Here is a 21479-nt window from a genome sequence, read left to right as displayed (position 1 = left end):
CAGCAATCCGCATGAAAACAGGAGAAATAATGTCGGCTGTCCATATAGAAGCCTATATCGGACGGGTAACTGTTTGTGCAGAAGCCATTGCAATTGGCAGCGCTTTATCGAATGGATATAAGGATTTTGATACAAAATTGTTGCAGTGAGACACCCTTATTCAGATGAAGAAGATAGAAGAATTAGGGTAGTAAGCCCTTGCGGCATCTGCCGAGAGCTCATTTCAGACTTCGGACCAGCATGTTTTGTCATCATTGAGATGGATGGGGAGCTGGTCAAGGTGAAAATCGAAGAACTCATCCCGCTCAAATATACTCGAAGCTGATATACCACATAAAGATAAAGTAGGAGGGATGCAGCAAACGTTAAGTGTGATTCTTGCTGCATTCAAGATGACTGAAAAATCGCTCAACAAAAGCAGCCCCATATATTTTCTCCATATGTTTCGTGTTAAAAATATATTGTTCCATATGCTCAAGCTTGCGTAGACTGCGCACCAGTATTTTCCGTTCATCGTCAGAAAGTGCAGGGTCATCGTCTATCATCTTCAAGGCCTTTTTCACACGTGCAGATACCTTTTCAATATAGAGATGGCTTTTGGATGCTGGCGGAATACATGCCGACAGGTCACAGCCTGTAAAACGAACACCGTCAAGGGTACAGTTTTCAAAATCGGCGATCAGCTTTTGTTTGCCATTTCCCTCAAACGTTATATCTATTAGCTTACCACCAAAGGTACAATTGACGATATTTGCTGCCTGTAATACGCGGTCATTGAATCTACATTTAGAGAAAGTGCAATCGATAAACGTAGCATTCTCCAATGTCATTCCTCTCATATCGCAAGAAGAAAATACGCAATTGGTGAAGACAGCTTCGTTTTTGCCAATGCCCACAGAACGCAAGTCTGAACGACTAAAAGTACAATGATCAATCGTACTACCAGCAAAAAATCTTGCATTCGTGAGATCACACGTATCAAATACAAGATGATCCAGGTGACAGCTCCAAAAAATAGGAGAACGAACATTTGAGTTGATGATCGTCGTTTTGCTGATTGTTTCGTTTTCATACCTGGCAATATCAGAAAATGATTCGTTGTCTATTGATATACCAGACTCAAGTCTTCTCATCGCTATCACCCTATCATTTCTTCAGAACTTTTCACCATTATGATGTCCATTCAGCAAGTTCATTTCATTTCTCTTAGCACTTGTCTTTGACTCAAGATTATATCACAAAACGATACTCACCCAGCAAAGAACAGATATCCATTTTCATGATGAAGGGGGCATAAAAGAATGAAAAGGTATGACACATTCCCAGAACCAATCGGTAGCTATATAGCCGGCCGAATCCAGATGGATTTTGAGTATACGGCATCAGATCACTCCAAAAGAGAACTGACCGCATTTATGTACTATCCATCTGATAGCAGTAAAGGAAAGACTCCATCCACATACATGTTTCCTGAAGTCTACGAAATTGACCAGCCGCTTGTCACTGAGTATTTGAAGGAAATAAACTTCTTCTCTATCGATATCAAAACGCATTGTTACGACGACCTGGCTCTTTCTCAGAAGGAAGAGCGCTATCCAGTGGTATTCTATGTTTGCGGCGGGGGTGGTTCACCAGAATGGGGGACAGCCATCTGTACAGACATGGCAAGCCAAGGGTATGTTGTCGTCAGTATCGGTCATCAGGATAGCACCATGTATAAACGGAAAGATGGGAAACTGTTGAATGTATCAAAGGGTTTTTCGGATGTCATTATGGCGTTTTCTGAAGATCCAGAGATGATGGCGCTGGCTAGTAAGATGAAAATGCGCCCTGACGATGAAACGGCTATTGAGATGTGCCATAACATCCTTACCTTGCCAATCATTAACGAGTTAACAAGATATAGTGAACAACAGGCAGAAGATGTAAGGTACGTAGCTGATTATCTTCACAAACTAGACTCTGGAGAATGGAAGTCCATCTTTCATGACAGACTGCTACTCGACACGGGCATGGGTATCGCCGGGCATTCTTATGGCGGGCCTACAGCGGCTATTGTTTGCCGGGATGACGACCGGTTTGTCTGCGGGGTTGGCTTAGATAGTGGTGCATTCGGACTTCTCGACAGCGACCTCAATAAACCCTTTTTGCTGCTGTTTTCTGAACCGAATTATTATATGAATGCGATCATTGGCGCTAACAACAGCATGGAAACCTATTATTTCTCCGTTGATCGTGCTGCACATTTAGATTACTGTGACATCGTGTTTACCGGCGTAGATGAGGAACTTAGAGGCACAAGGGATGCATTAGAGATGCGTAATCTTGTGACGGACTATACGAAGACCTTTTTTGATCATAACATCCTGCAAAAGGCTGTACTTGTAGAAAGCCTGTCATATGATGGTGTAGACTTAATCAAGAAAACCAAGAAAACCAGCAACAAGTGAGATAGGAGAAGCTGCTGATAGCAGCCTTTTAAAGAGTCAGTTTAAAGGTGAATATCTTATTTAATTCATAAGCAAAAAGAGCAGCAAACAACCGCTCTTTTTTCGTGTATCAATCTTTATGCGTTTTTGATGGACCTTTTGTGATATGAGTCAGCTCAGAGTTTATGTCAAAGATTTTCGCATTGATGTCTGTTATGCCAAAGCTAGTGATTCTTTTAGAATGCATATCGAGATATGTTTCAGCTGCTTCTTTTGTTTCGAATAAATAAATCCCGCCAGCCTCATTTTTCTCAGGGTTCTCCGTCCATATCTTCCATATGAACCCGTCCTCTTCATTAATAGTTCTCGCTAAATCAGAAAACTCTTTTGCCAATTCATCTCCGAAAGGGCCATTCATCTTAAAATCCACTTGTAATACGTAAGCCATCTCCATTCTCCTTATGTTGAAGTTGTGAAATACTGTTCTCCTAGAACTTCTTTCATATGAAACGATTCTTGTGAAAATTCTTTCTCCATAAAAGACCGCACATCCGATTGATCAATATCGTACATCACTTCAATCTCTTTAGAGAATAGAAGTTTTTCTTTTTCGAGTAAGGCAGAAACAGCTGGGAGCTTCTTCGGTTGAAGCTCTACAGTGTTTAAAGCTTGCTTTAATCCATCAACATAGACGTCTAATGGTCGACCACCCGTGATTTTAACTCCTTTATTTTCTTCATTGACGAAGATGATGGTCGGAAACCCTCTTGCACCGAGGTCTCGAACAAGAGCAAAATCTTGATTTAATAAGTCTTGTCCGCTAGGGAGTTCCGCTTCATGTAAAATAACATCTCCGTTCAGTCCAAGGTTGTTGACGATATCAATCAAAACCGTGATTTCAGATATATTTTGATTAAATGCAAATAGTGCTTCTCTTGCACGACGTAAAAACGTATAGGCTTGTTCATCACCGTGATGTTTTTGAATCACTTTGAACACGCGAGAGGACGGGTAGGAGGATTGAACAGGATTGTCAATCATTAAGGACCCATCAATTGGCATGCGAGAATGTTCTCCGACCTCTCTCCAGTGACCTGCAACATCAGCAGGTTTATAAATTCCGTTTGCGGGGTCTATTGGACCGTCATGCCATTTCTCTAGCAGTCCACCCAGCACAGTCTGGAAATGAAAATAATATCCGTATTGCTCTTTAAATCGACGCAGGACAGGTTCAATTGCCCAGCAATGAGAACAAATCGGATCTGTTACATAGTAGAGCGTAATGGATTTTTTAGGCTGGTGAAAGTCAATGACCTGGATATCTTCTTCACCTACACCGCATACACCAGTTTCTAAATCACAAAACATGTCATTGTTTTTCAAGTTATTTCCTCTTTTCTATTTAAGTATCCATGATCATTAATGTCTAATGGTTTTTAAAACTGTAGACCAAGATACGACCTCAAACAACATCGTATCAACCGTTTGCTCATGAAACGCGGCTGGCTTAAAGGTTGTCATATGTTCAAAGTCAGTAAAAAGACTTAGCCCAGGTTGAGTACGAACTGTTGCAACAGCCGGAACAGATAAAATTAAACGTAAGTTATTTGCTGCTGTCACACCTAGAGAAGAACCATAACTGACAATTCCAGCTGCCTTGTTGTTCCATTCAGTATATAAGTAATCAATTGCATCTTTCAGTCCAGCTGTGACCGCTTTGTTGTATTCAGGCGTGACAAAGATAAAACCATCAAGCTCACTCACTTTTTTTGACCATGCATGAGCTTCAGCCGTGATTAACCGGGCGACGTTTTATTATCATTTTGAGGATAAATACGATTTATTAGATAAAACACTCTCAGAAGTATTGTCGATTAATTTAGAAAGTATCAATTTTAATAATAGTAAACTAGATGAAGATACAATGATGAATATATTTAAAGCGCTAGCCAGTTTTCAACAATCTCTGCATAATCGCTGCCAAGTAGAATATGAAACTGAACTTGCTCCAATTGTTCGAGAACAGCTTGAAATTATTTTTTATCAATTGTTAGTGAATCAATATACAAATGTCGAAAAACAAGTGTTAAAGGTCACGGCTGTTTTTTTAAGCTGGGGAATTCACGGAGCTTCTGTTGAGTGGAGAAAGAATAGTTCGCACATATCTTCAGAAGAATTTATCAAATCAGCATTACCGTATATCATGTCAGGAATTGATTTTAAGCATAACAGGTAGACAATTTGACAATGTTTAATCGCTCCACTAATATAAATGCTATAGCATATAAAATTGTTAGAGGGTGTTTACATGAAGTTACATGATTTAATAGGTTATCTCGTTCATCGCACTGATGTGAAAATGACGAATTATTTTACGAATAGGTTAAAGCCGTACGGAGTTACACCAGAACAGTGGAGCATTATTAGTATTCTTAGCCGTGAAAAAGGCTCGACTCAAAAGGAATTGGCAGAAGGCATTGATAAAAATCAAACCACTGTCGTAAGAATGATCCAGTCAATGGAACGAAAAGGGCTTGTCAAAAAAATCTATAATGAACAAGACCGGCGCTCGCATCACCTGTTTTTAACAGAAAAAGGGGACGAGATCAAAAAGGCGATTCTTCCTGTCGTCATGGATGCACATCGAACTGTGACACATCAATTAAGCGATGAAGAGATCCAACAATTAAAATTACTTTTAAACAAATTATTCCATTCAGACTATCCATCTTGATAAATCTGTAAAGTAGGAACAACCTCTATTTTTGTACGATATATGCTATGACATATAAATTTCACCTTTTGGTCAAATAACTTAGAAAGATGTGATCACTATTTTCATTCTTATTCTACAAATTGTATTGGCCGTTTTCTTTTTCCTAACAGGAACGAAAATCATATCTGGAAAAATGGCAGAAGAGTTCAAACGATTTGGTTTACCCGCATTTTTCAATGTTTTAACGGGGGCTCTTGAGCTAATAGGCGCTGCTGGAATGCTAGCCGGCATATGGATGCCAACATTAGCATTATTATCAGGCTTATTGTTAGGAGGCACGATGCTGGCAGCTGCATTTACACTGATCGTATTGGCCAAAGATCCCTTTAAAAAAGCAATCCCTGCACTTGTTTTATTCGCTATCAGTATTGGGGTCAGCTTATACCACATTCTTTAAATTCATATCAAGAAGTCACAATAACCTAAACAAATCTCCATTGTTCCAATGATAGATTTTGTTTAGGTTTTTTTAGCGATTGAATCGTTTTCGAAGAACTAGGCATGAAACTGCGAAAGCGCCTGCTGATACAGCAGCAAACATCAGCCCAGATTGTTCTAGTTTGAATTTGAATAACAAAGGGACAGAAAGAATGAGAGCGGCACCACTAAAGCCCAATCCTAATATCAACATTGCCAATAATTTATTCATAGAAACACCTCTTACACTCTGAATTAGAACAAGGGAAACCTACTGATCCAAGAATTTTATTGTTATGATTAGACAACCTTTAGCCTTCCTAGATGGAGTGTATCATATGATGGCGGGCGATTGGTTTCTTATCACTAAATCACAATCATGAAACAAACAATTTCAAACGAACACTGTTCTTTACGAACAATGTTCGTTATAATATAAATGAGATGTAGTTTTAAACGATTTCCATGAAGGAAGAGGAGATGCATAAGATGACGGCATTATCTAAGAACCAAAAGCAAATCGCTATTATTGGTGGAGGACCTGGGGGGCTAACACTCGCCTTAATTCTGCAGAATTACGGTATACAAACAACCATCTACGAACGGGAGATGCATGACAAGAGCCTTGAACGAGGGGGTTCACTGGATATTCATGAAGAAACAGGTCAAAAAGCATTAAAAGAAGCAGGAGTTTATGAGAAATTTCAAAGGAATGCCCGTTATGAAGGAGAAGATTTCCGATTACTTGATAAATCAGGAAGAATTTATTTAGATGAAGAAACGGAATCAGATCAAAAAGGCACTCGTCCAGAAATTGATCGTGGTGTGTTGTGCGAACTGCTGTTAGATCAAATTGATGCTGCAAACATCAAATATGGATATAAACTAGAAAGATGTGTTTCATTAGAAAGCGGCATGACGGAGCTTCATTTTGAAAACGGGGTTGTCGAGACAGTTGACCTTTTGATTGGGGCTGATGGTGCTTTTTCTCGTGTGCGTCCTCTGTTAACAGATATGGATATTGAATACTCTGGGCTCACGATGCTGGAATTGAATGTCCTAAGCGTAGAGGGGCACCACCCTGATTTAGCTGAATTTAATAAACGTGGTAAGATGTTTGCTTTAGCAGACCATAAAGGACTGATTGGTCAATTAAACGGAGATGGACGAATCAAAGTGTATGCAAGCCTTATGGTAGACCGCAACTGGATCGAGACTTGTGGTATACCGTTTCATCAAGCGAAAGAAGCAAAAGAACAATTATTAGAGTTATTTAGTGATTGGGATGATCAGTTGAAAAATTATATTCGTTATGCAGAAGATGCCATCATCCCAAGACGGATTTATACGCTTCCTGTCGGTTTTAAATGGTATCGTCATAAAGGGGTAACGCTTATCGGTGATGCAGCTCATGTCATGTCGCCATTCGCAGGTGAGGGTGTAAACATGGCGATGTTTGATGCAAGGGAGCTTGCACTTGCTATTGTCCGACATCCTCATGATATTGAAAAGGCCATTGAGGAATACGAAGACATGATGTACGAATATTCATCGGAAAAGGCTCATGAATCGGAGAACAGTTTAAAACTGTGTTTTTCAAAAGACGCTGCGGTCAAGCTTGCAGATATGATGAATTCTTTTCAAGAAAACGGTGATTGATGCTCAATTTACTATTTTACTTTGACATGTTATAAAGAGAGTATGAACAATTCTAATCGTCGTATTAAAAGTCGCCGGTCTCGGCCGGCTAAAGAGCCCTTAAGCCGTGAGCTCATTGTGAAAACGGCCTATGAGCTTCTTAAGGAGCAAGGAATAGAGGGCATGAGTATGCGTAAGGTGGCTAAAGCATTGGATACGGGACCTGCATCCTTGTATGTCTACGTGAACAATTTTCAAGAACTCAGTGCTTACGTATTGGATTATGGTCTCGGCCAAATGGTTTACCCAGATTCAGAGAATGGCACATGGAAAGAACAGTTATTTGACATATTGCAGACTTATTTCCTACTGCTATTCGAAAAACCTGGTCTTGCTGAAATTTCTCTTTCTACTATTCCACAAGGAACGAACTTTCTTCAGTTGACCGAACATATTCTCGCTGCATTGCACAAAGGCGGAATCAAATCTACATCCGCTGCATGGGGAGTAGACCTATTACTGTTATACGTATCTTCGGTAGCTTACGAAAAGGTCTCTTGGAAGAAACATGACTCTTCGCAGATTTCAGACACAAAAAAAACATTTCATAATGCAGACAAAACGCGTTTTCCTTTCATTCATAGTGTAAAAGAAGAAATGTTTTCAGGTGATCCCGTATCAATGGAACGGTTCCGATGGGGAATTGACGTCATTTTGTATGGAATCCAGAAAGAAATCAATTAGAAAGGAGCACAAGCAAAAAGCAGTCAATGGCTGCTTTTTTTATATGGTTATTTTCACATTTATGATCTTTTGAGCATCATGATATATAAATAAATCTATATATTGTATTTATATATAAAAAATTATATAATCTAGTGGAATAAAAAAATGAGGTGCTTAGGCATGGAACATATTAAAAATTTATTAGAGAGTTATATTCCTTTAGCAAAATCTACTGCAAAAATGTTTGGACCAAATTGTGAAGTGGTGATTCATGATTTAACGAACCCTCAAGCATCTGTCATGTTTACAGTAAATAACCATGTGACAGGAAGAGAAATCGGCCAATCATTTGATCATCTAGTAAAGACTGTATTACAATCAGAAGATTTTAAAGAAGATTATCTGGCTGGTTATACATTTGTAACAGAAGATAAGCGTACGATTCGTTCTTCGACTTCATTAATACGTGATTCAAAGCAAAAAGTGATCGGTGCTTTCTGTATCAATTTTGATGTTGAAGCCCTAAATCAAATGCAACATTTTATGGATACTTTTCTTTCTACACAAGTGGAAGCTCAAGAGAAAGAAACAACATCAAATGATGATCTTGAAAATGTGGAAGAAATAGTAGATCAATTGATTCAACAAATCATTCAAAACAGTGTTCATCCAGTCATGAAACGTCATGAAAAAATTGAGCTAATTAAATTCATGGATGAAAAGGGCATTTTTTTAATGAAAGGATCTGTTGAGAAGGTCGCTTCTATGTTAGGCATTTCCAAAGTAACCGTCTATAGCTATTTGGATGAAATCAAAAATAAATCGAGATAAGGAGTGTCAAAATGGAAAGCATACTCGAGGTAGGAAATCTAAAATCAAACGGACACTATGCATTCGCAACCATTCATCAAAATACGGTCTATGTTTCAGGACAATTTGCCATCAACCCCGAAACGAGAGAAAAAGAGTTCGGCCCCATTGAAGAAGAGACATTACAAGCGCTTAAGAATGTAGAGATGATTGTAGAGGCTGCTGGAAGTAAAAAAGAAAAGATTTTGCGCATGACATTATACATTTCGGATATTCATTTATGGGACAAAGTCGATGCTGTTTATACTGAATTTTTCGGTGAACATAAACCAGCACGTACTATTGTACCAACGAATGAATTACATTTTGGTTTCAAAATTGAAGTGGATGCCATTTCATATATTTAAGATCTTTTTTTGCCTACTCTATATAAAAAATTATATTTCGTATAAAAAAATATTTGAAGGGGTTGATGATTGATGAATCAATTGATTTGTAACCATTGCGGGGAAAAATATGAGATGACACCAACTCTATGGAAATGTGATTGTGGTGGAGTATTAAATCTAGTGAAAGATACCCCAAAAATAGACGTCGCAGCTTGGGATCACTATCCAAATTCATTATGGCGTTATGTTGAAACCATGCCATTTTCAAAAGATTCTAAGACTTGGGAAACGGTTACAATGGGGGAGGGTCAATCCCCTTTAATCGTTCTAGATCCTAATGAGCCAAACACTTATGTAAAAGTTGATTATATGATGCCGACATTATCCTTTAAAGACCGAGGAGCCGCAGTTCTAATGACAAAGGCTAAGGAACTCGGGGTATCAAAAGTGATTGCTGATAGTAGTGGGAATGCAGGAACAGCGATTGCAGCTTATGCAGCACGCTGCGAGATTGCCTGTGACATCTATCTAAGCGATGACACTTCACCTAAAAAGGTCGCTCAAATAAAAGCACATGGAGCAACGATTAAAGAAATTCAAGGGACGCGAGAGGACATTGCAGCTGCAGCACAAAAGGCAGTAGACAATGAAAGCGTTTTTTATGCAAGTCATGTCTATAACCCTTATTTTTTTGAAGGAACAAAAACATACGCCTATGAAATCTATGAGCAATTAAAAGGAGCACCTGACGCTTTAATCATTCCGGTTGGAAACGGTACTCTCCTCCTAGGTGCATATTATGGCTTTAAAGAGTTATTTGAAAATGGTCTCATTCATAACATACCGAAAATCGTGGCCATACAAGCGAAAAACTGTGCACCCCTTGTGAAAGCTTATCAAAATGAAGAGAAATCAGCATCACCTGTGACGAATAAAGGGACCTTAGCAGAAGGGATCGCCATTGCTGCTCCAGCACGATTCAAACAAATTTTAGAAGCTGTACTAGATACGAATGGTACGTTTATTGATATTGAAGAAGATGAGATCTTAAATGCACGATCTATACTGAGTGAAAAAGGATTTTATGTCGAAGTGACATCTGCAGTCAATTTAGCTGGCTACATGAAATATCAAAAGGAACCAGAAGAAACCATTGTCATACCTCTTTGTGGTGCAGGGATTAAATCAAAATAACCCTCCATTGCTGGATCTTTCGGATTCTGATAGTTACTTAATGCCAGATGTTTGTAAGACCGTTGCTGTTAGGTTACGTCAACTGATCCGATGACAGCTCATTAAATGCACTTTGATTCAAAAACCTTTATGACCGATTTGATTTATTGAAGAGGTAGTAGAGGTTTTTGATATTTATTCATTTCTTTTTATTAGTTTACATAATATATATTCTAGGAAGTTAAAGCATGAATGAATTTTCGATGTCTCAACACTAAGTATACTTATCTTATTGAGACAAAAAAGAAAAAATCAAAATCCAACATTCAATGTCACTGCAAGCGCCCAACAATTCCTTTAAAATGGATTGTTTTTTTTCCGATCTGTCATCAGCGTTTGATCATTAGATAGAAAAGATTCTCCGTGGATCATCTTTTCTTGTTGACCCTCCCTTCTATTTATATAGATTCATGGTTTGAAGGAATGCCTCTGTGAATTGGGTCGTCGTCTCGTTTCCTCCTAAATCTTTCGTTTTAATGTTCATTTTCATGATCTTATGAAGTGTACGTTCGATAAGAGCTGCCGTCTTTTTTAACCTTTCATCATGATATTTCGCATGTAACCAGTCACAAAGCATCACTGTAGAAAGAATCATGCCAATTGGGTTGGCGATATTCTGCCCAGCGATATCCGGTGCTGATCCATGTGCCGCCTGTGCCACGGCTTGGTCTTCGTTACAATTTAATGAAGGCGCTATTCCTAAACTTCCGACTAGCTCACCTGTTAAATCAGATAAAATATCACCAAACATATTCTCTGTCACAATGACATCAAAATCACTTGCACGCCTCACTAAGTGAGCCGCCATTGCATCGATATGTACATCCTCTACCGCCACTTGCGGATACGCTTTTGCTACCTCTTGGCATGTTCGCAAAAACAAGCCAGACCCTAATTTGATAACATTTGCCTTATGAACAATAGTAACCTTTTGCCTGCGCTTCATCGCACTTTGAAAGGCTGCATGAGCAATACGTGTTATCGCTTTTTTTGTAAATACACCTGTAGATATAGCGACATCTGGTGTAATCATCCACTCTCCTACCCCATGATACATGTTCCGATCTGGATAGAAGCCTTCTGTATTTTCTCGAAAAATAACGAGATCGACGTCTCGTACAAGGCTTTGTACCCCTGGTAACGATTGAGATGGACGAATGTTCGCAAATAGATCAAACGTATGACGGAGCTCTCCGCTTGGATTTCTCCTCTCTTTAAATATGTCTGGGTATGAAGCAGAATCATGAGGCCCTAAAATCCATCCATGGCATTTTTTCAATTCGTCTTTAGTAGATGTCGGCACAGAATCTTGGTGAAGAGAATGGATGGCTTCAAAACCGATTGGACATTCTACAAATTCCACAAATGACTCATGAAACTGTGACAGCGCTGCCTCTAAGATGCACATACTTGCTTGTACAATTTCTGGTCCAATTCCATCACCTTTCAATACACCGATTCGATATGACTGCATAAAATCCGCCTCCTTTGTCTTTATTTTACTTCTCACCAGAAGAATTGTGAAGGCGCCATTTCTTGTTACTAAAATTTCAGCATGACCTTTTCTCATGTTATTTACGAATCAGGAAGTCTCATTTATAATCGAGTAGATTTGTTCTGTAATATATATCATTAAATGTGAGGGATTAGATGGAATTAAAATGGTATAAAGCAATCATCATCATTTTCACGATGTCTGGTATTTCCATCTCTACATGGTTTTCACGGACACCAGAAGTTAGAGATTTATTACAAGCGAATACAGGGACAATGGGACTTATTTTACTTGGCTTATCTGTTGGTTCTATTGTTGGACTTGTCCTTTCCAATATATTCGTTCGAAAAAAAGGCGGACGAGTGGCCATTGTGATCAGCGCTTTTTTGATGTTCACTGGATTCACGACTCTCGCTATTGGTTCAACGCTCTCTTCTACCCTTGTTGTCACAGCCGGTCTTTTTCTTTTTGGAGCGGGCTCAGGCATGTGCAATGTGGCCATGAACTTAGAAGGGACAGAAATTGAGTACAGCATCAGGAAAACCATCCTGCCTATTTTGCACGCTTCCTTCAGTATTGGCACGTTAATCGGTGCAGGTGCTGGCATTCTCTTTATCCATCTAGGGGTATCTGTGTTGATTCACCTTCTGATCATTGCCATTCTTTTCTTTCTCAGTATTTTGATTTGTACACGGTTTATTCCGCACGGGACAGGAAAGGATCAGCTTGAGAAGCAAACAGATACAACTGATGGTTCTCATGCGGCATGGCTGAACAAACGGACGATATCTCTTGCGATGATCGCCTTATGTCTTGCATTTGTAGAAGGCTCTGCAAATGATTGGATTCCCCTTGCGATGGTAGATGGGTACCAGGTTTCACATTCCATGAGTACCGTCATCTATGCTTTATTTTTGTGCGGGATGATTAGTGGACGACTGATCAGCGGACGTTTAATTGATCGATTTGGCAGGGTGTTATTGCTAAGAGTCGCTATTTTTTCAGCAGCTGCCGGACTCTTGTTAGTCATTTTAAAGATTTCACTCGTAGTATGTATGATATCCATCTTTTTATGGGGACTTGGCGCTTCTTTAGGCTTCCCGCTAACCATTTCGGCAGCTGGTGATGATAGCCGCTACGCCGTCAAACGCGTCAGCATTGTGACCTTATCTGGTTACAAAGCCTCTCTTTCTGGTCCTCCTATTTTAGGACTGCTCGCCAATGAAGTGGGACTGCTTCATGCCTTTATATTTGTTCTATTCGCTATATGTATGGCGGGAATCTTTACAAAAGCTGTAGCAAAACCACATTCATTACATTCTCACTAAAAAGTGTCTGATCCTCGATCATGGCACTTTTTTTAAATTAAAAAATAAAATTGAAACCTTTCATGAAGTGAAACAGTCCTATAGATGTCCCGATGTTTATCGCTTTTTTAAAGAGGGAAAGTAAAAAAATAAGACTTTTCAAATAACAGAAAACGTGGTAAGATCATGAAAATAAACAGGAAGGGGTGAGATAAATGAAAAAAAATATGCTGCTAAAATTAGCTGTCTTATTCATAGCGCTCGCAAGTTTTCATTTGTTCTCAATGCCTCATTCCGTTCAAGTATACCATCATGCAAAGGTGGTTGCCGATCAAGAATCACATGAGATGAAAATCGCTCAGACCATGGGCGATGAAAAGAAACAAAAACATGTGAGCGCAGTATTTGCCGCATTTACAGTACTGCTGATGATTGGCAGTATGACAGCTGGATTTGCACGCATCACTCATACTGATCAATATGACCGGAAAAAGAAGCATTTACTTGCAGTGTTCTATCAATCTTCTTATTTCCGACTATCTCGTGTTTAACCCAACCATCTAAATCAAAACAAATATTGGGAGGTTTTACACGATGTTATTTTTCTTAAGAGTATTCATTCTAGGTCTATTCTCTGTCACTTCACTTTCTCTTTTCGTCTACCAAGGAATTGAAGTAGTGCACGCCATTACAAACATGTTTGGCAGCCACGAGAGCTAAATGACCCGTATATAAAAGAAACCCCCTGTTTATCGCAGGGGGTTTTCGTTTGCTTATTTATTGTCATCTGGTGCAGGTTGAGGTGTGACAAGGACATGCGTTACTTCTCCCTGCTCTTCCTCATCTACAATAAATGATCCATTGCTATAGCGGTCATTCGCCCTTAAAGTAGAGATATCAAGCGGAATCGTTGAACCCTTATCCGTATCAATTTCAAGTGTATCGTGCAGTGATGCAGCAATGACAGCCACAATACGGTGCGGGTTTTTCTTTAATTCTCTTAACATCAGAACTCCGCGTTTGGCTCTAGATGTTTTATCAAATTCAGAGAGGTTCATTCGCTTCACAGCCCCTCTTTGCGTTGTCAGCACGAGGACATTGTTTTTCGGATCAATGATCTGGCCAGAGACTACTTCGTCCCCATCCTTCAAGTTGATCCCTTTGACACCAGCCGCTCTCGGACCAACAACACTTACTTCTTCTTCATCAAACCACAATCCATAACCATTTTTCGTCGCAATAAACAATTCCTGCTGTCCTGATGTCACATGGACATCCACGAGTTCATCGTTCCCTTTTAGGTTCAAGGCGACAAGCGGTTTCGAATAACGCTGCGCTTTATATTGCAGAAGCTCTGTTTTCTTCACCATTCCGCCTTTTGTAAAGAATAGAAGATACGACGTTTCATCAAATTCTTTAATTGGAATGGCTTTTTGGATCGATTCATCACGATCAATTGAAATGATATTCGTGATATGCTGCCCCATGTCTTTCCAGCGTATGTCTGGCAGTTGATGCACAGGACAATAAATGTAGCTCCCTTTATTCGTAAACAATAGAAGGACATCTGTTGTGTTCATTTCAAACTGATGAATCAGGCGGTCTGTATCCTTCATGCCAAAGTCCTTACCGTTAGAAGCAGCATAGGAGCGCTGGCTTGTCCGTTTGATGTACCCATCCTTCGTCACCGTGACGTAAACATCCTCTGAGGCGATCATCACTTCAAGGTTAATCTTAATTTCTTCGATTTTTTCCTCAATGAGAGATCGTCTCTCATCAGCATATGTCTTTTTGAGCTTTTTCAAACTGTTTGTAATGACCTTTAGCAGCTTTTTCTCGTTACCTAAAATGTCTTCAAGTTCTGCTATACGCACATCAAGCTCACTTGCTTCGTCTCTTAATTGCGTAATATCTGTATTCGTTAAACGATATAACTGGAGGGAAACAATCGCTTCTGATTGTGCTTCTGTAAAGTCATATTTATCCATCAAGTTATTTTTCGCATCTCGCTTATCATTAGAAGAGCGGATTGTGGCAATGACTTCATCTAAGATGGATAGCGCCTTAATTAATCCGTCTACAATATGGTGGCGTTCCTTCGCTTTTCGAAGCTCATATGCTGAGCGATTCGTCACCACTTCTTTTTGATGGGCAATATATGCATCAAGTATAGTTGTCAGCGTCATTAAGGTTGGTCTACGATTATGTATCGCTACCATATTAAAGTTATATGGGATTTGCAGATCTGAGTTTTTATATAAGAAATTCAAAACACCATTTGCATCTGCTTCTTTTTTCAGCTCTACTACGATTCGAAGCCCAGTCCGGTCAGTCTCGTCTCGAACCTCAGAAATTCCTTCCACTTTTCTTTCAATTCGGAACTCGTCCATCTTTTTGACAAGGTTGGCTTTATTCACTTCATAAGGAATCTCTGTGATCACAATTTGCTGGCGCCCGCCGCGGATGGTTTCAATCTCCGCTTTTCCGCGAATCATGATCTTTCCTTTGCCTGTTTCATAAGCCTTCTTAATGCCGTCTACCCCTTGAATGATACCGCCTGTTGGGAAATCTGGACCTTTGATGACCGTCATTAAATCCTCAACCGTACAATCCGGTTGTTCGATTCGTTTAATGACACCATCAATCACTTCTCCTAGATGATGCGGCGGGATATCAGTGGCATAACCAGCGGAAATCCCTGTTGATCCATTCACGAGAAGGTTTGGAAACATCGCTGGTAAAACAACGGGCTCCTTACTTGTATCATCAAAGTTTGCGACCAACTCGACCGTTTCCTTGTCTAAGTCCTTTAATAGCTCTGAAGCAATCGCAGAAAGCCTTGCTTCCGTATAACGCATGGCAGCAGGCGGATCACCATCGATACTCCCGTTATTTCCATGCATCTCAATGAGCACATTCCGTACTTTCCAATCCTGACTCATTCTCACCATCGCTTCATAAACAGATGAGTCACCGTGCGGATGATAGTTACCAATCACGTTACCGACTGTTTTCGCGGCTTTACGGAAGTTTTTATCTTGCGTGTTTCCTTCTGCGTACATCGCATATAAAATTCTTCGTTGTACAGGCTTTAGTCCATCTCGCGCATCTGGAAGCGCACGATCTTGGATAATATATTTACTATAGCGACCAAACCGGTCTCCGATTACTTCTTCTAATGGTAAATCATGAAATCGTTCTTGTTGTGCCATGTTTAAACCTCCTCAGCTAGCGACAAGTTTTCATTTTCAAGAATGTTACTTTCCTCATCAAGTCCAAAGGCGACATTCTTTTCAATCCATTTACGTCGTGGTTCTACTTTGTCACCCATTAATGTCGTGACGCGGCGTTCCACACGTGCAGCATCGTCGATTTTGACTCTGACAAGTGTTCTCGATTCTGGATTCATTGTCGTTTCCCATAGCTGGTCGGCGTTCATTTCACCTAAACCTTTATAGCGCTGAATCGTGTACCCTTTTCCAACTTTCTTCAGTACGTCATCCATTTCTTCATCAGACCATGCGTACTCAATAACTTCTTTTTTCCCTGAGCCTTTGCTGACTTTATATAAAGGCGGTAGTGCAATAAACACTTTGCCATGCTCAATCAGCGGCTTCATATAGCGGTAGAAGAACGTGAGCAGAAGCACTTGAATATGGGCTCCATCTGTGTCAGCATCTGTCATGATCACGATTTTGTCATAATTGATGTCTTCTACGTTAAAATCGACACCGACGCCTCCACCGATCGCATGAATAATGGTGTTGATTTCTTCATTTTTGAAAATATCAGCAAGTTTCGCTTTTTCTGTGTTAATGACCTTTCCACGAAGCGGCAGCACTGCTTGGAATTTACGGTCACGTCCTTGTTTTGCTGACCCGCCCGCTGAGTCGCCCTCTACTAGGTACAATTCGTTTCTTGCTGGGTTTCTAGATTGAGCAGGTGTTAATTTTCCGCTCAGTGTTGCTTCGGACTTTTTCCGTTTCTTGCCGCTCCTTGCTTCTTCACGTGCTCTTCTAGCAGCTTCTCTTGCCTGCTGCGCTTTAATCGCTTTTCTCACAAGAAGAGTCGCTGTTTCACGGTTTTCTTCAAGGAAATAAGCCAGTTTTTCAGAAATAACAGCATCAACAGCTGAGCGAGCCTCACTTGTCCCAAGCTTTCCTTTTGTCTGGCCTTCAAATTGAAGCAGTTCTTCAGGAATTCTAACAGAAATAATAGCAGACAGCCCTTCGCGAATATCAGTGCCTTCTAAATTTTTGTCTTTTTCTTTTAAAAGGGCTACTTTGCGCGCATATTCATTAAAGGCTCTTGTCATCGCCGTTTTGGCACCAGACTCATGCGTACCGCCATCTTTTGTTCTAACGTTATTGACGAAAGAAAGAATATTTTCCGAGTAGCCGTCATTGAATTGAAATGCAAAGTCTACTTCGATGGATTGATGCTCTCCTTCAAATGAGACCACTTCACTCAGAACATCTTTTTCTTCATTTAAATAAGCAACGAAGGCTTCAATGCCTGTCTCATAATAAAAGGTTTCTTGTACATCATGTCGTTCATCAATCAGCTCTATTTTTAATCCTTTTAATAAAAAGGCAGATTCTCTTAAACGTTCTGATAACGTATCGAAATTATAGGCTGTAACGCTGAACATGGATCGATCTGGTTTAAAATGAATCAGTGTTCCAGTTTTTTTCGTTTTTCCGACTTTTTCAAGTGACGTCACAGGTTTTCCGCCGTTTTCAAACCGCTGATGATATATATAGCCATCACGTTCAATTGTGACAGTGAGCCATTCTGACAGCGCGTTTACAACAGATGCCCCAACTCCGTGAAGCCCACCACTTGTTTTATATCCGCCTTGACCAAATTTTCCGCCTGCGTGAAGGACCGTTAAAATGATCTCAGGTGTCGGTTTTCCAAGCTTATGCATACCAGTAGGCATCCCGCGTCCTTTATCCTGAACGGAAATGCTGTTATCTTTATGTATTTTGACAACGATATGATCTCCATGGCCAGCGAGTACTTCATCGACAGAGTTGTCTACAATCTCATAGACAAGGTGATGGAGACCGCGTGAATCCGTTGACCCAATATACATTCCTGGACGTTTACGGACCGCTTCAAGTCCCTCTAGCACCTGAATGGAATCATCGTTATAATCTACTTGCTGCTTTTTAACCAAATGCTTAATCCCCTTTCACTAACAAACATAACCGGCAAACCATCAAATGATCTCTCTAGAATTTAATGATGATCATGCTGCTCATTACTGTCCACTTTAATAAGCTGCATCATCACCATGCATGTGTGGTTCAACAAAACATGCTCCTTTGCACGGCTATGAGAATGTTCTACATTCTGCAATGAGAACTAGAAGTCCATTATAAACAAGACTGTTTGATAAGCCAAATGCAATCATATGATGATTTTTACAAAACAGAACAAATGTTCTACCTTTATCTTATCGCTCTTTTTCTTGATATGCAAGATCACCGATATGTCCCTGTCGCCTTATTTTATCGCTTTCTTCTAGAATCGCAAATATATTTCTACAACAAAAAAGCAAAAATCCTTGAAAACCAAGGATTTTTGACGATTTAATGAGTTTTTGTCATTGCATGAGCCACCTTGATACATAAATCCATGATGGCGACCTTGCCATTTTCCTCAATCAGCCTTTTCGCTTTTTCATGATAGATGCCTTGCTGCGCCCAAAAAACAGGTGCGTCTATTTCGAGAAATTCTTCAGCCACCTCGGGCAAAAACTCTGAACGTCTAAATACATTGACGATATCAACATGCTCTTTGATTTCTTTTAGTGAAGCGACTGCTTTCACACCAAGTGCTTCATCGATCGTTGGATTCACCGGAATGATCTCATAACCGGCATCCTGCATCGCTTTAGACACCATATAAGACGTTCGGTGCGGCTGATCTGATAAACCAACAACAGCAATTCGTTTACTGCTTTTTAATATACGGCCAATTTCTTGTTTCGAAGGATGATTCATCCAAACACCCCTTTTCCTCTATTTTAGCGAACTTCTGCTTAAAAACAAAGCCGAATCCATCTGCATTTGATTTTTTCAAAAAAAGATCCCCATGTTTTTCATAAGATCATGTTAAAATGTAAGACAAGAGGGAGAATATAAAGGAGTTATGCAGATGTTAATTGCTTTGATGTTTATTTTGGCTTATCTTCTCGGCAGTATTCCATCCGGTCTCATTGTCGGGAAAGCTGCAAAGGGTATTGATATCCGTGAACATGGCAGCGGAAACCTAGGTGCGACGAATGCATTTCGTACGCTTGGCGTGAAAGCAGGGTCTATTGTTATTTCTGCTGATATTTTAAAGGGGACTCTCGCTTCTGCTTTACCGTTTTTCATGCAACTGGACATTCATCCCTTATTAGCAGGAGTTGCTGCTGTTATCGGTCACAGCTTTCCTATCTTTGCAAAATTTAAAGGGGGAAAAGCAGTCGCTACATCTGGCGGCGTGTTATTATTTTATGCCCCATTCTTATTTATCACGATGATCGCTGCTTTTTTCTTATTTTTATACATTAGTAAATATGTTTCATTATCATCTATGCTGACCGGCATCTATACATTCATTTACAGCATATTCACCAAAGACGTATTCTTAATCATTGTTGTTGCCGTTCTTGCTGGTTTTGTGATCTACAGACACATCGCCAACCTCAAACGAATCCTCAACAAAACTGAACCGAAAATCAAATGGCTCTAGCCGTTTCATAAGTTTCATTCTGTGGTAAAAGTAAAGAAAAGCTGTTTTTTGCATCCTGCATTTTAAAAAACAGCATGACTTCAAAAAAGGGGCGATCACATTGAAATTAACGATTAAAGAAGATGCACTCAGTTGGTACAAGGATGAATTAGATTTAGAAAAAGGTGATCAAGTTCGCTTTTTTGTGAGATATGGCGGGTGCAGTAATGTACAAAAAGGCTTTTCTCTCGGCGTCGCAAAAGATGAACCTCAAAATGCCGGCGCAACCGCTGAAATAGAAGGTATTACTTTCTTCGTGGAAGAAAGTGATATTTGGTATTTTGACAACCATGATCTGCATATTGATTATAACGAGTCTGTAAAAGAACCAGAATTTCATTATGAATAAACAAAGAAGATACCTCCTCCCTCGGGTATCTTTTTTGTTTTATCCTTCAATATATAGCCCATATTCCTGAATGTTTCCTAAAGACCGCTCCTTTTGTAGGATTCTTTTTTGCGTTTCACCGATCAAGTCAAAGTGAGGAAACCCTGCACGGTCGTGAATCCATTCTTTTTTGAGCCCATGTTTTTCTCCCCACTCAATTAACTGCTTCATATCCTGACAGGCTGCTTTAGTGACGGTATTGGCATGCGGGAAACGGTCATCAAGCCAATAATGGGTTAAAAAAGCCATTTCTCCTTGCTGAACAGCTGATTTCCACGCATTTAAATCGCTTCTTTTAATACCAAACGCCATGAATTAGACCTGCTTTTTCGACTGTTCATATACTTTGTGCCAGGCAGGAAATGCTTTTCTAAATTGAATCGGTCTAAATGTGTCTTTGTCTACACAAATATGCGAGGTTGTCCCTGTAATCGCTGTTTGTCCATCAGGCTTTTGAATTTCGTAGCCATACACCGTTTTGAGTCCATTGTATTCTTCAATCCAAGTATGAACGGTCGCTGTTTCACCGTACAAGAGTGGTTTTTTATATTTCACCTGCAAATCTATAACGGGTGCAAGAGCACCGTCTGCTTCTAGCTGTGCATAGGAAAATCCTAATTCTTTAATCAGTGCAGTTCTGCCGACTTCCATCCAGATTAAATAATTGGCATGATACACAATGCCCATTTGGTCTGTTTCTGCATAACGGACTTCTATTTCTTTTTTAGATACATACACGTTTTCATCGCTCTCCTATCAAAACCTAAGATCTCTGCCATTTTACCACAATCGAAATGGTTCTTCTAAAAGGAGGCAATAAAATAAACCAGGGATCCCTAGTTTATTCAGTATAGCCATTTTTTCTTGCTGCTTCTTCGTCCTTAATCTCAGAACGCATGGCATCAATGCTCATTTTTCGATTTTCATTTTTTTGCTTGATCATCTGTTTTTCTTGATCTGTCGAAAGGGCCATCGCTGCTTCAGATTCATCGATATTGTCAAGGGTGTTTTCGATCATATCTTGTAGCTTTTCAACATTATCAGAACGATCATCTGGATTGGATTGATATGACTTTTCATTCATC

Annotated in this window: 26 protein-coding genes and 1 pseudogene; 15 read left to right on the top strand and 12 right to left on the bottom strand. The window is 39.8% G+C overall.

Annotation, left to right across the window (positions count from 1 at the left end; genetic code table 11):
* Positions 1-11: 11 nt before the first annotated feature.
* Positions 12-325: pseudogene (locus MHI33_RS10385) on the top strand (cytidine deaminase).
* 40 nt (positions 326-365) lie between these two features.
* On the opposite strand, the gene MHI33_RS10380 reads toward MHI33_RS10385, so the two are convergent.
* On the bottom strand, positions 366-1133 hold the full coding sequence (locus MHI33_RS10380) for a pentapeptide repeat-containing protein (RefSeq protein ID WP_044141369.1): 768 nt from the start codon (positions 1131-1133) through the stop codon (positions 366-368).
* Between the two features lie 168 nt (positions 1134-1301).
* Here MHI33_RS10380 and MHI33_RS10375 point away from each other — a divergent pair, with 168 nt between their 5' ends.
* Positions 1302-2450: an alpha/beta hydrolase gene (locus tag MHI33_RS10375; protein WP_340911007.1), complete on the top strand. Its 1149-nt coding sequence runs from the start codon at positions 1302-1304 to the stop codon at positions 2448-2450.
* A gap of 109 nt (positions 2451-2559) precedes the next feature.
* Here MHI33_RS10375 and MHI33_RS10370 read toward each other — a convergent pair whose 3' ends face one another.
* The 3 genes from MHI33_RS10370 to MHI33_RS10360 are packed head-to-tail and all read right to left on the bottom strand — an operon-like array spanning position 2560 to position 4193.
* Positions 2560-2877 (bottom strand): monooxygenase, encoded by a 318-nt coding sequence (locus MHI33_RS10370; protein WP_113754948.1) that lies wholly within the window; start codon positions 2875-2877, stop codon positions 2560-2562.
* 11 nt (positions 2878-2888) lie between these two features.
* Complete coding sequence (locus tag MHI33_RS10365; protein ID WP_340911002.1) at positions 2889-3812, bottom strand: DsbA family protein; 924 nt, start codon at positions 3810-3812, stop codon at positions 2889-2891.
* Between the two features lie 36 nt (positions 3813-3848).
* On the bottom strand, positions 3849-4193 hold the full coding sequence (locus tag MHI33_RS10360) for an NADPH-dependent FMN reductase (protein ID WP_412072059.1): 345 nt from the start codon (positions 4191-4193) through the stop codon (positions 3849-3851).
* A gap of 28 nt (positions 4194-4221) precedes the next feature.
* Here MHI33_RS10360 and MHI33_RS10355 point away from each other — a divergent pair, with 28 nt between their 5' ends.
* The 3 genes from MHI33_RS10355 to MHI33_RS10345 all read left to right on the top strand — a co-directional run bounded on the left by MHI33_RS10355 (position 4222) and on the right by MHI33_RS10345 (position 5602).
* Complete coding sequence (locus MHI33_RS10355; RefSeq protein ID WP_260564594.1) at positions 4222-4665, top strand: TetR/AcrR family transcriptional regulator; 444 nt, start codon at positions 4222-4224, stop codon at positions 4663-4665.
* Positions 4666-4737: 72 nt separating this feature from the next.
* Positions 4738-5163 (top strand): MarR family winged helix-turn-helix transcriptional regulator, encoded by a 426-nt coding sequence (locus tag MHI33_RS10350; RefSeq protein WP_044141373.1) that lies wholly within the window; start codon positions 4738-4740, stop codon positions 5161-5163.
* A gap of 91 nt (positions 5164-5254) precedes the next feature.
* Positions 5255-5602 (top strand): DoxX family protein, encoded by a 348-nt coding sequence (locus tag MHI33_RS10345; protein WP_044141374.1) that lies wholly within the window; start codon positions 5255-5257, stop codon positions 5600-5602.
* Positions 5603-5674: 72 nt separating this feature from the next.
* Here MHI33_RS10345 and MHI33_RS10340 read toward each other — a convergent pair whose 3' ends face one another.
* Positions 5675-5854 carry a hypothetical protein gene (locus MHI33_RS10340; protein WP_268454605.1) on the bottom strand — a complete coding sequence of 60 codons (180 nt, stop codon included), beginning with the start codon at positions 5852-5854 and terminating at the stop codon, positions 5675-5677.
* Positions 5855-6111: 257 nt separating this feature from the next.
* On the opposite strand from MHI33_RS10340, the gene MHI33_RS10335 reads away from it, so the two are divergent.
* The 5 genes from MHI33_RS10335 (at position 6112) to MHI33_RS10315 (ending at position 10379) form a co-directional block, all read left to right on the top strand.
* Positions 6112-7281: an FAD-dependent oxidoreductase gene (locus MHI33_RS10335; RefSeq protein ID WP_340910995.1), complete on the top strand. Its 1170-nt coding sequence runs from the start codon at positions 6112-6114 to the stop codon at positions 7279-7281.
* A gap of 42 nt (positions 7282-7323) precedes the next feature.
* Positions 7324-8004 (top strand): TetR/AcrR family transcriptional regulator, encoded by a 681-nt coding sequence (locus MHI33_RS10330; protein WP_340910992.1) that lies wholly within the window; start codon positions 7324-7326, stop codon positions 8002-8004.
* 162 nt (positions 8005-8166) lie between these two features.
* Entirely contained in the window at positions 8167-8817 is a 651-nt protein-coding gene (locus MHI33_RS10325) for a helix-turn-helix transcriptional regulator (RefSeq protein ID WP_106065363.1), read from the top strand.
* Between the two features lie 11 nt (positions 8818-8828).
* Entirely contained in the window at positions 8829-9203 is a 375-nt protein-coding gene (locus tag MHI33_RS10320; protein ID WP_111911613.1) for a RidA family protein, read from the top strand.
* A gap of 72 nt (positions 9204-9275) precedes the next feature.
* Positions 9276-10379: a threonine synthase gene (locus MHI33_RS10315; protein ID WP_340910987.1), complete on the top strand. Its 1104-nt coding sequence runs from the start codon at positions 9276-9278 to the stop codon at positions 10377-10379.
* Between the two features lie 433 nt (positions 10380-10812).
* Here the strand turns inward: MHI33_RS10315 and MHI33_RS10310 are convergent, their stop codons facing one another.
* Entirely contained in the window at positions 10813-11892 is a 1080-nt protein-coding gene (locus MHI33_RS10310) for an isocitrate/isopropylmalate dehydrogenase family protein (protein ID WP_340910984.1), read from the bottom strand.
* 176 nt (positions 11893-12068) lie between these two features.
* On the opposite strand from MHI33_RS10310, the gene MHI33_RS10305 reads away from it, so the two are divergent.
* From MHI33_RS10305 to MHI33_RS10295, 3 genes are all read left to right on the top strand, one after another.
* Positions 12069-13241 carry an MFS transporter gene (locus MHI33_RS10305; protein WP_340910981.1) on the top strand — a complete coding sequence of 391 codons (1173 nt, stop codon included), beginning with the start codon at positions 12069-12071 and terminating at the stop codon, positions 13239-13241.
* 194 nt (positions 13242-13435) lie between these two features.
* Positions 13436-13771 (top strand): hypothetical protein, encoded by a 336-nt coding sequence (locus MHI33_RS10300; protein WP_003210975.1) that lies wholly within the window; start codon positions 13436-13438, stop codon positions 13769-13771.
* Positions 13772-13814: 43 nt separating this feature from the next.
* Entirely contained in the window at positions 13815-13940 is a 126-nt protein-coding gene (locus tag MHI33_RS10295; protein ID WP_003210976.1) for a hypothetical protein, read from the top strand.
* A gap of 53 nt (positions 13941-13993) precedes the next feature.
* On the opposite strand, the gene parC is transcribed toward MHI33_RS10295, so the two are convergent.
* The 3 genes from parC to MHI33_RS10280 form a co-directional block, all read right to left on the bottom strand.
* Positions 13994-16432, bottom strand: coding sequence for a DNA topoisomerase IV subunit A (gene parC, locus MHI33_RS10290; RefSeq protein ID WP_340910979.1), 2439 nt, complete (start codon positions 16430-16432; stop codon positions 13994-13996).
* Between the two features lie 2 nt (positions 16433-16434).
* Positions 16435-18402 (bottom strand): DNA topoisomerase IV subunit B, encoded by a 1968-nt coding sequence (gene parE / locus MHI33_RS10285; protein ID WP_044141396.1) that lies wholly within the window; start codon positions 18400-18402, stop codon positions 16435-16437.
* A gap of 415 nt (positions 18403-18817) precedes the next feature.
* Positions 18818-19231 carry a CoA-binding protein gene (locus MHI33_RS10280; RefSeq protein WP_185108826.1) on the bottom strand — a complete coding sequence of 138 codons (414 nt, stop codon included), beginning with the start codon at positions 19229-19231 and terminating at the stop codon, positions 18818-18820.
* A gap of 154 nt (positions 19232-19385) precedes the next feature.
* On the opposite strand from MHI33_RS10280, the gene plsY reads away from it, so the two are divergent.
* Together plsY and MHI33_RS10270 are read left to right on the top strand one after the other, a co-directional pair.
* Positions 19386-19967, top strand: a complete 582-nt coding sequence (gene plsY / locus MHI33_RS10275; RefSeq protein ID WP_058015656.1) for a glycerol-3-phosphate 1-O-acyltransferase PlsY — start codon at positions 19386-19388, stop codon at positions 19965-19967.
* Between the two features lie 100 nt (positions 19968-20067).
* The gene (locus MHI33_RS10270) at positions 20068-20355 is read left to right on the top strand and encodes a HesB/YadR/YfhF family protein (protein ID WP_065097373.1); all 288 of its coding nucleotides are present in this window, start codon (positions 20068-20070) and stop codon (positions 20353-20355) included.
* 39 nt (positions 20356-20394) lie between these two features.
* On the opposite strand, the gene MHI33_RS10265 is transcribed toward MHI33_RS10270, so the two are convergent.
* The 3 genes from MHI33_RS10265 to tlp all read right to left on the bottom strand — a co-directional run bounded on the left by MHI33_RS10265 (position 20395) and on the right by tlp (position 21478).
* Positions 20395-20706, bottom strand: a complete 312-nt coding sequence (locus MHI33_RS10265; RefSeq protein ID WP_065097372.1) for a hypothetical protein — start codon at positions 20704-20706, stop codon at positions 20395-20397.
* 3 nt (positions 20707-20709) lie between these two features.
* A complete protein-coding gene (locus MHI33_RS10260; RefSeq protein WP_003211985.1) occupies positions 20710-21132 on the bottom strand; it encodes an acyl-CoA thioesterase in 423 nt (140 codons plus the stop codon).
* 103 nt (positions 21133-21235) lie between these two features.
* Positions 21236-21478 (bottom strand): small acid-soluble spore protein Tlp, encoded by a 243-nt coding sequence (gene tlp, locus MHI33_RS10255; protein WP_012010110.1) that lies wholly within the window; start codon positions 21476-21478, stop codon positions 21236-21238.
* Position 21479: the final 1 nt, after the last annotated feature.

The organism is Bacillus sp. FSL K6-2971 (genome assembly GCF_038006405.1).
GTDB classification, from domain to species: domain Bacteria; phylum Bacillota; class Bacilli; order Bacillales; family Bacillaceae; genus Bacillus; species Bacillus pumilus.
The sequence above is the reverse complement of the archived record's forward strand: the minus strand, read 5'-3'. Positions and strand labels throughout refer to the sequence as shown.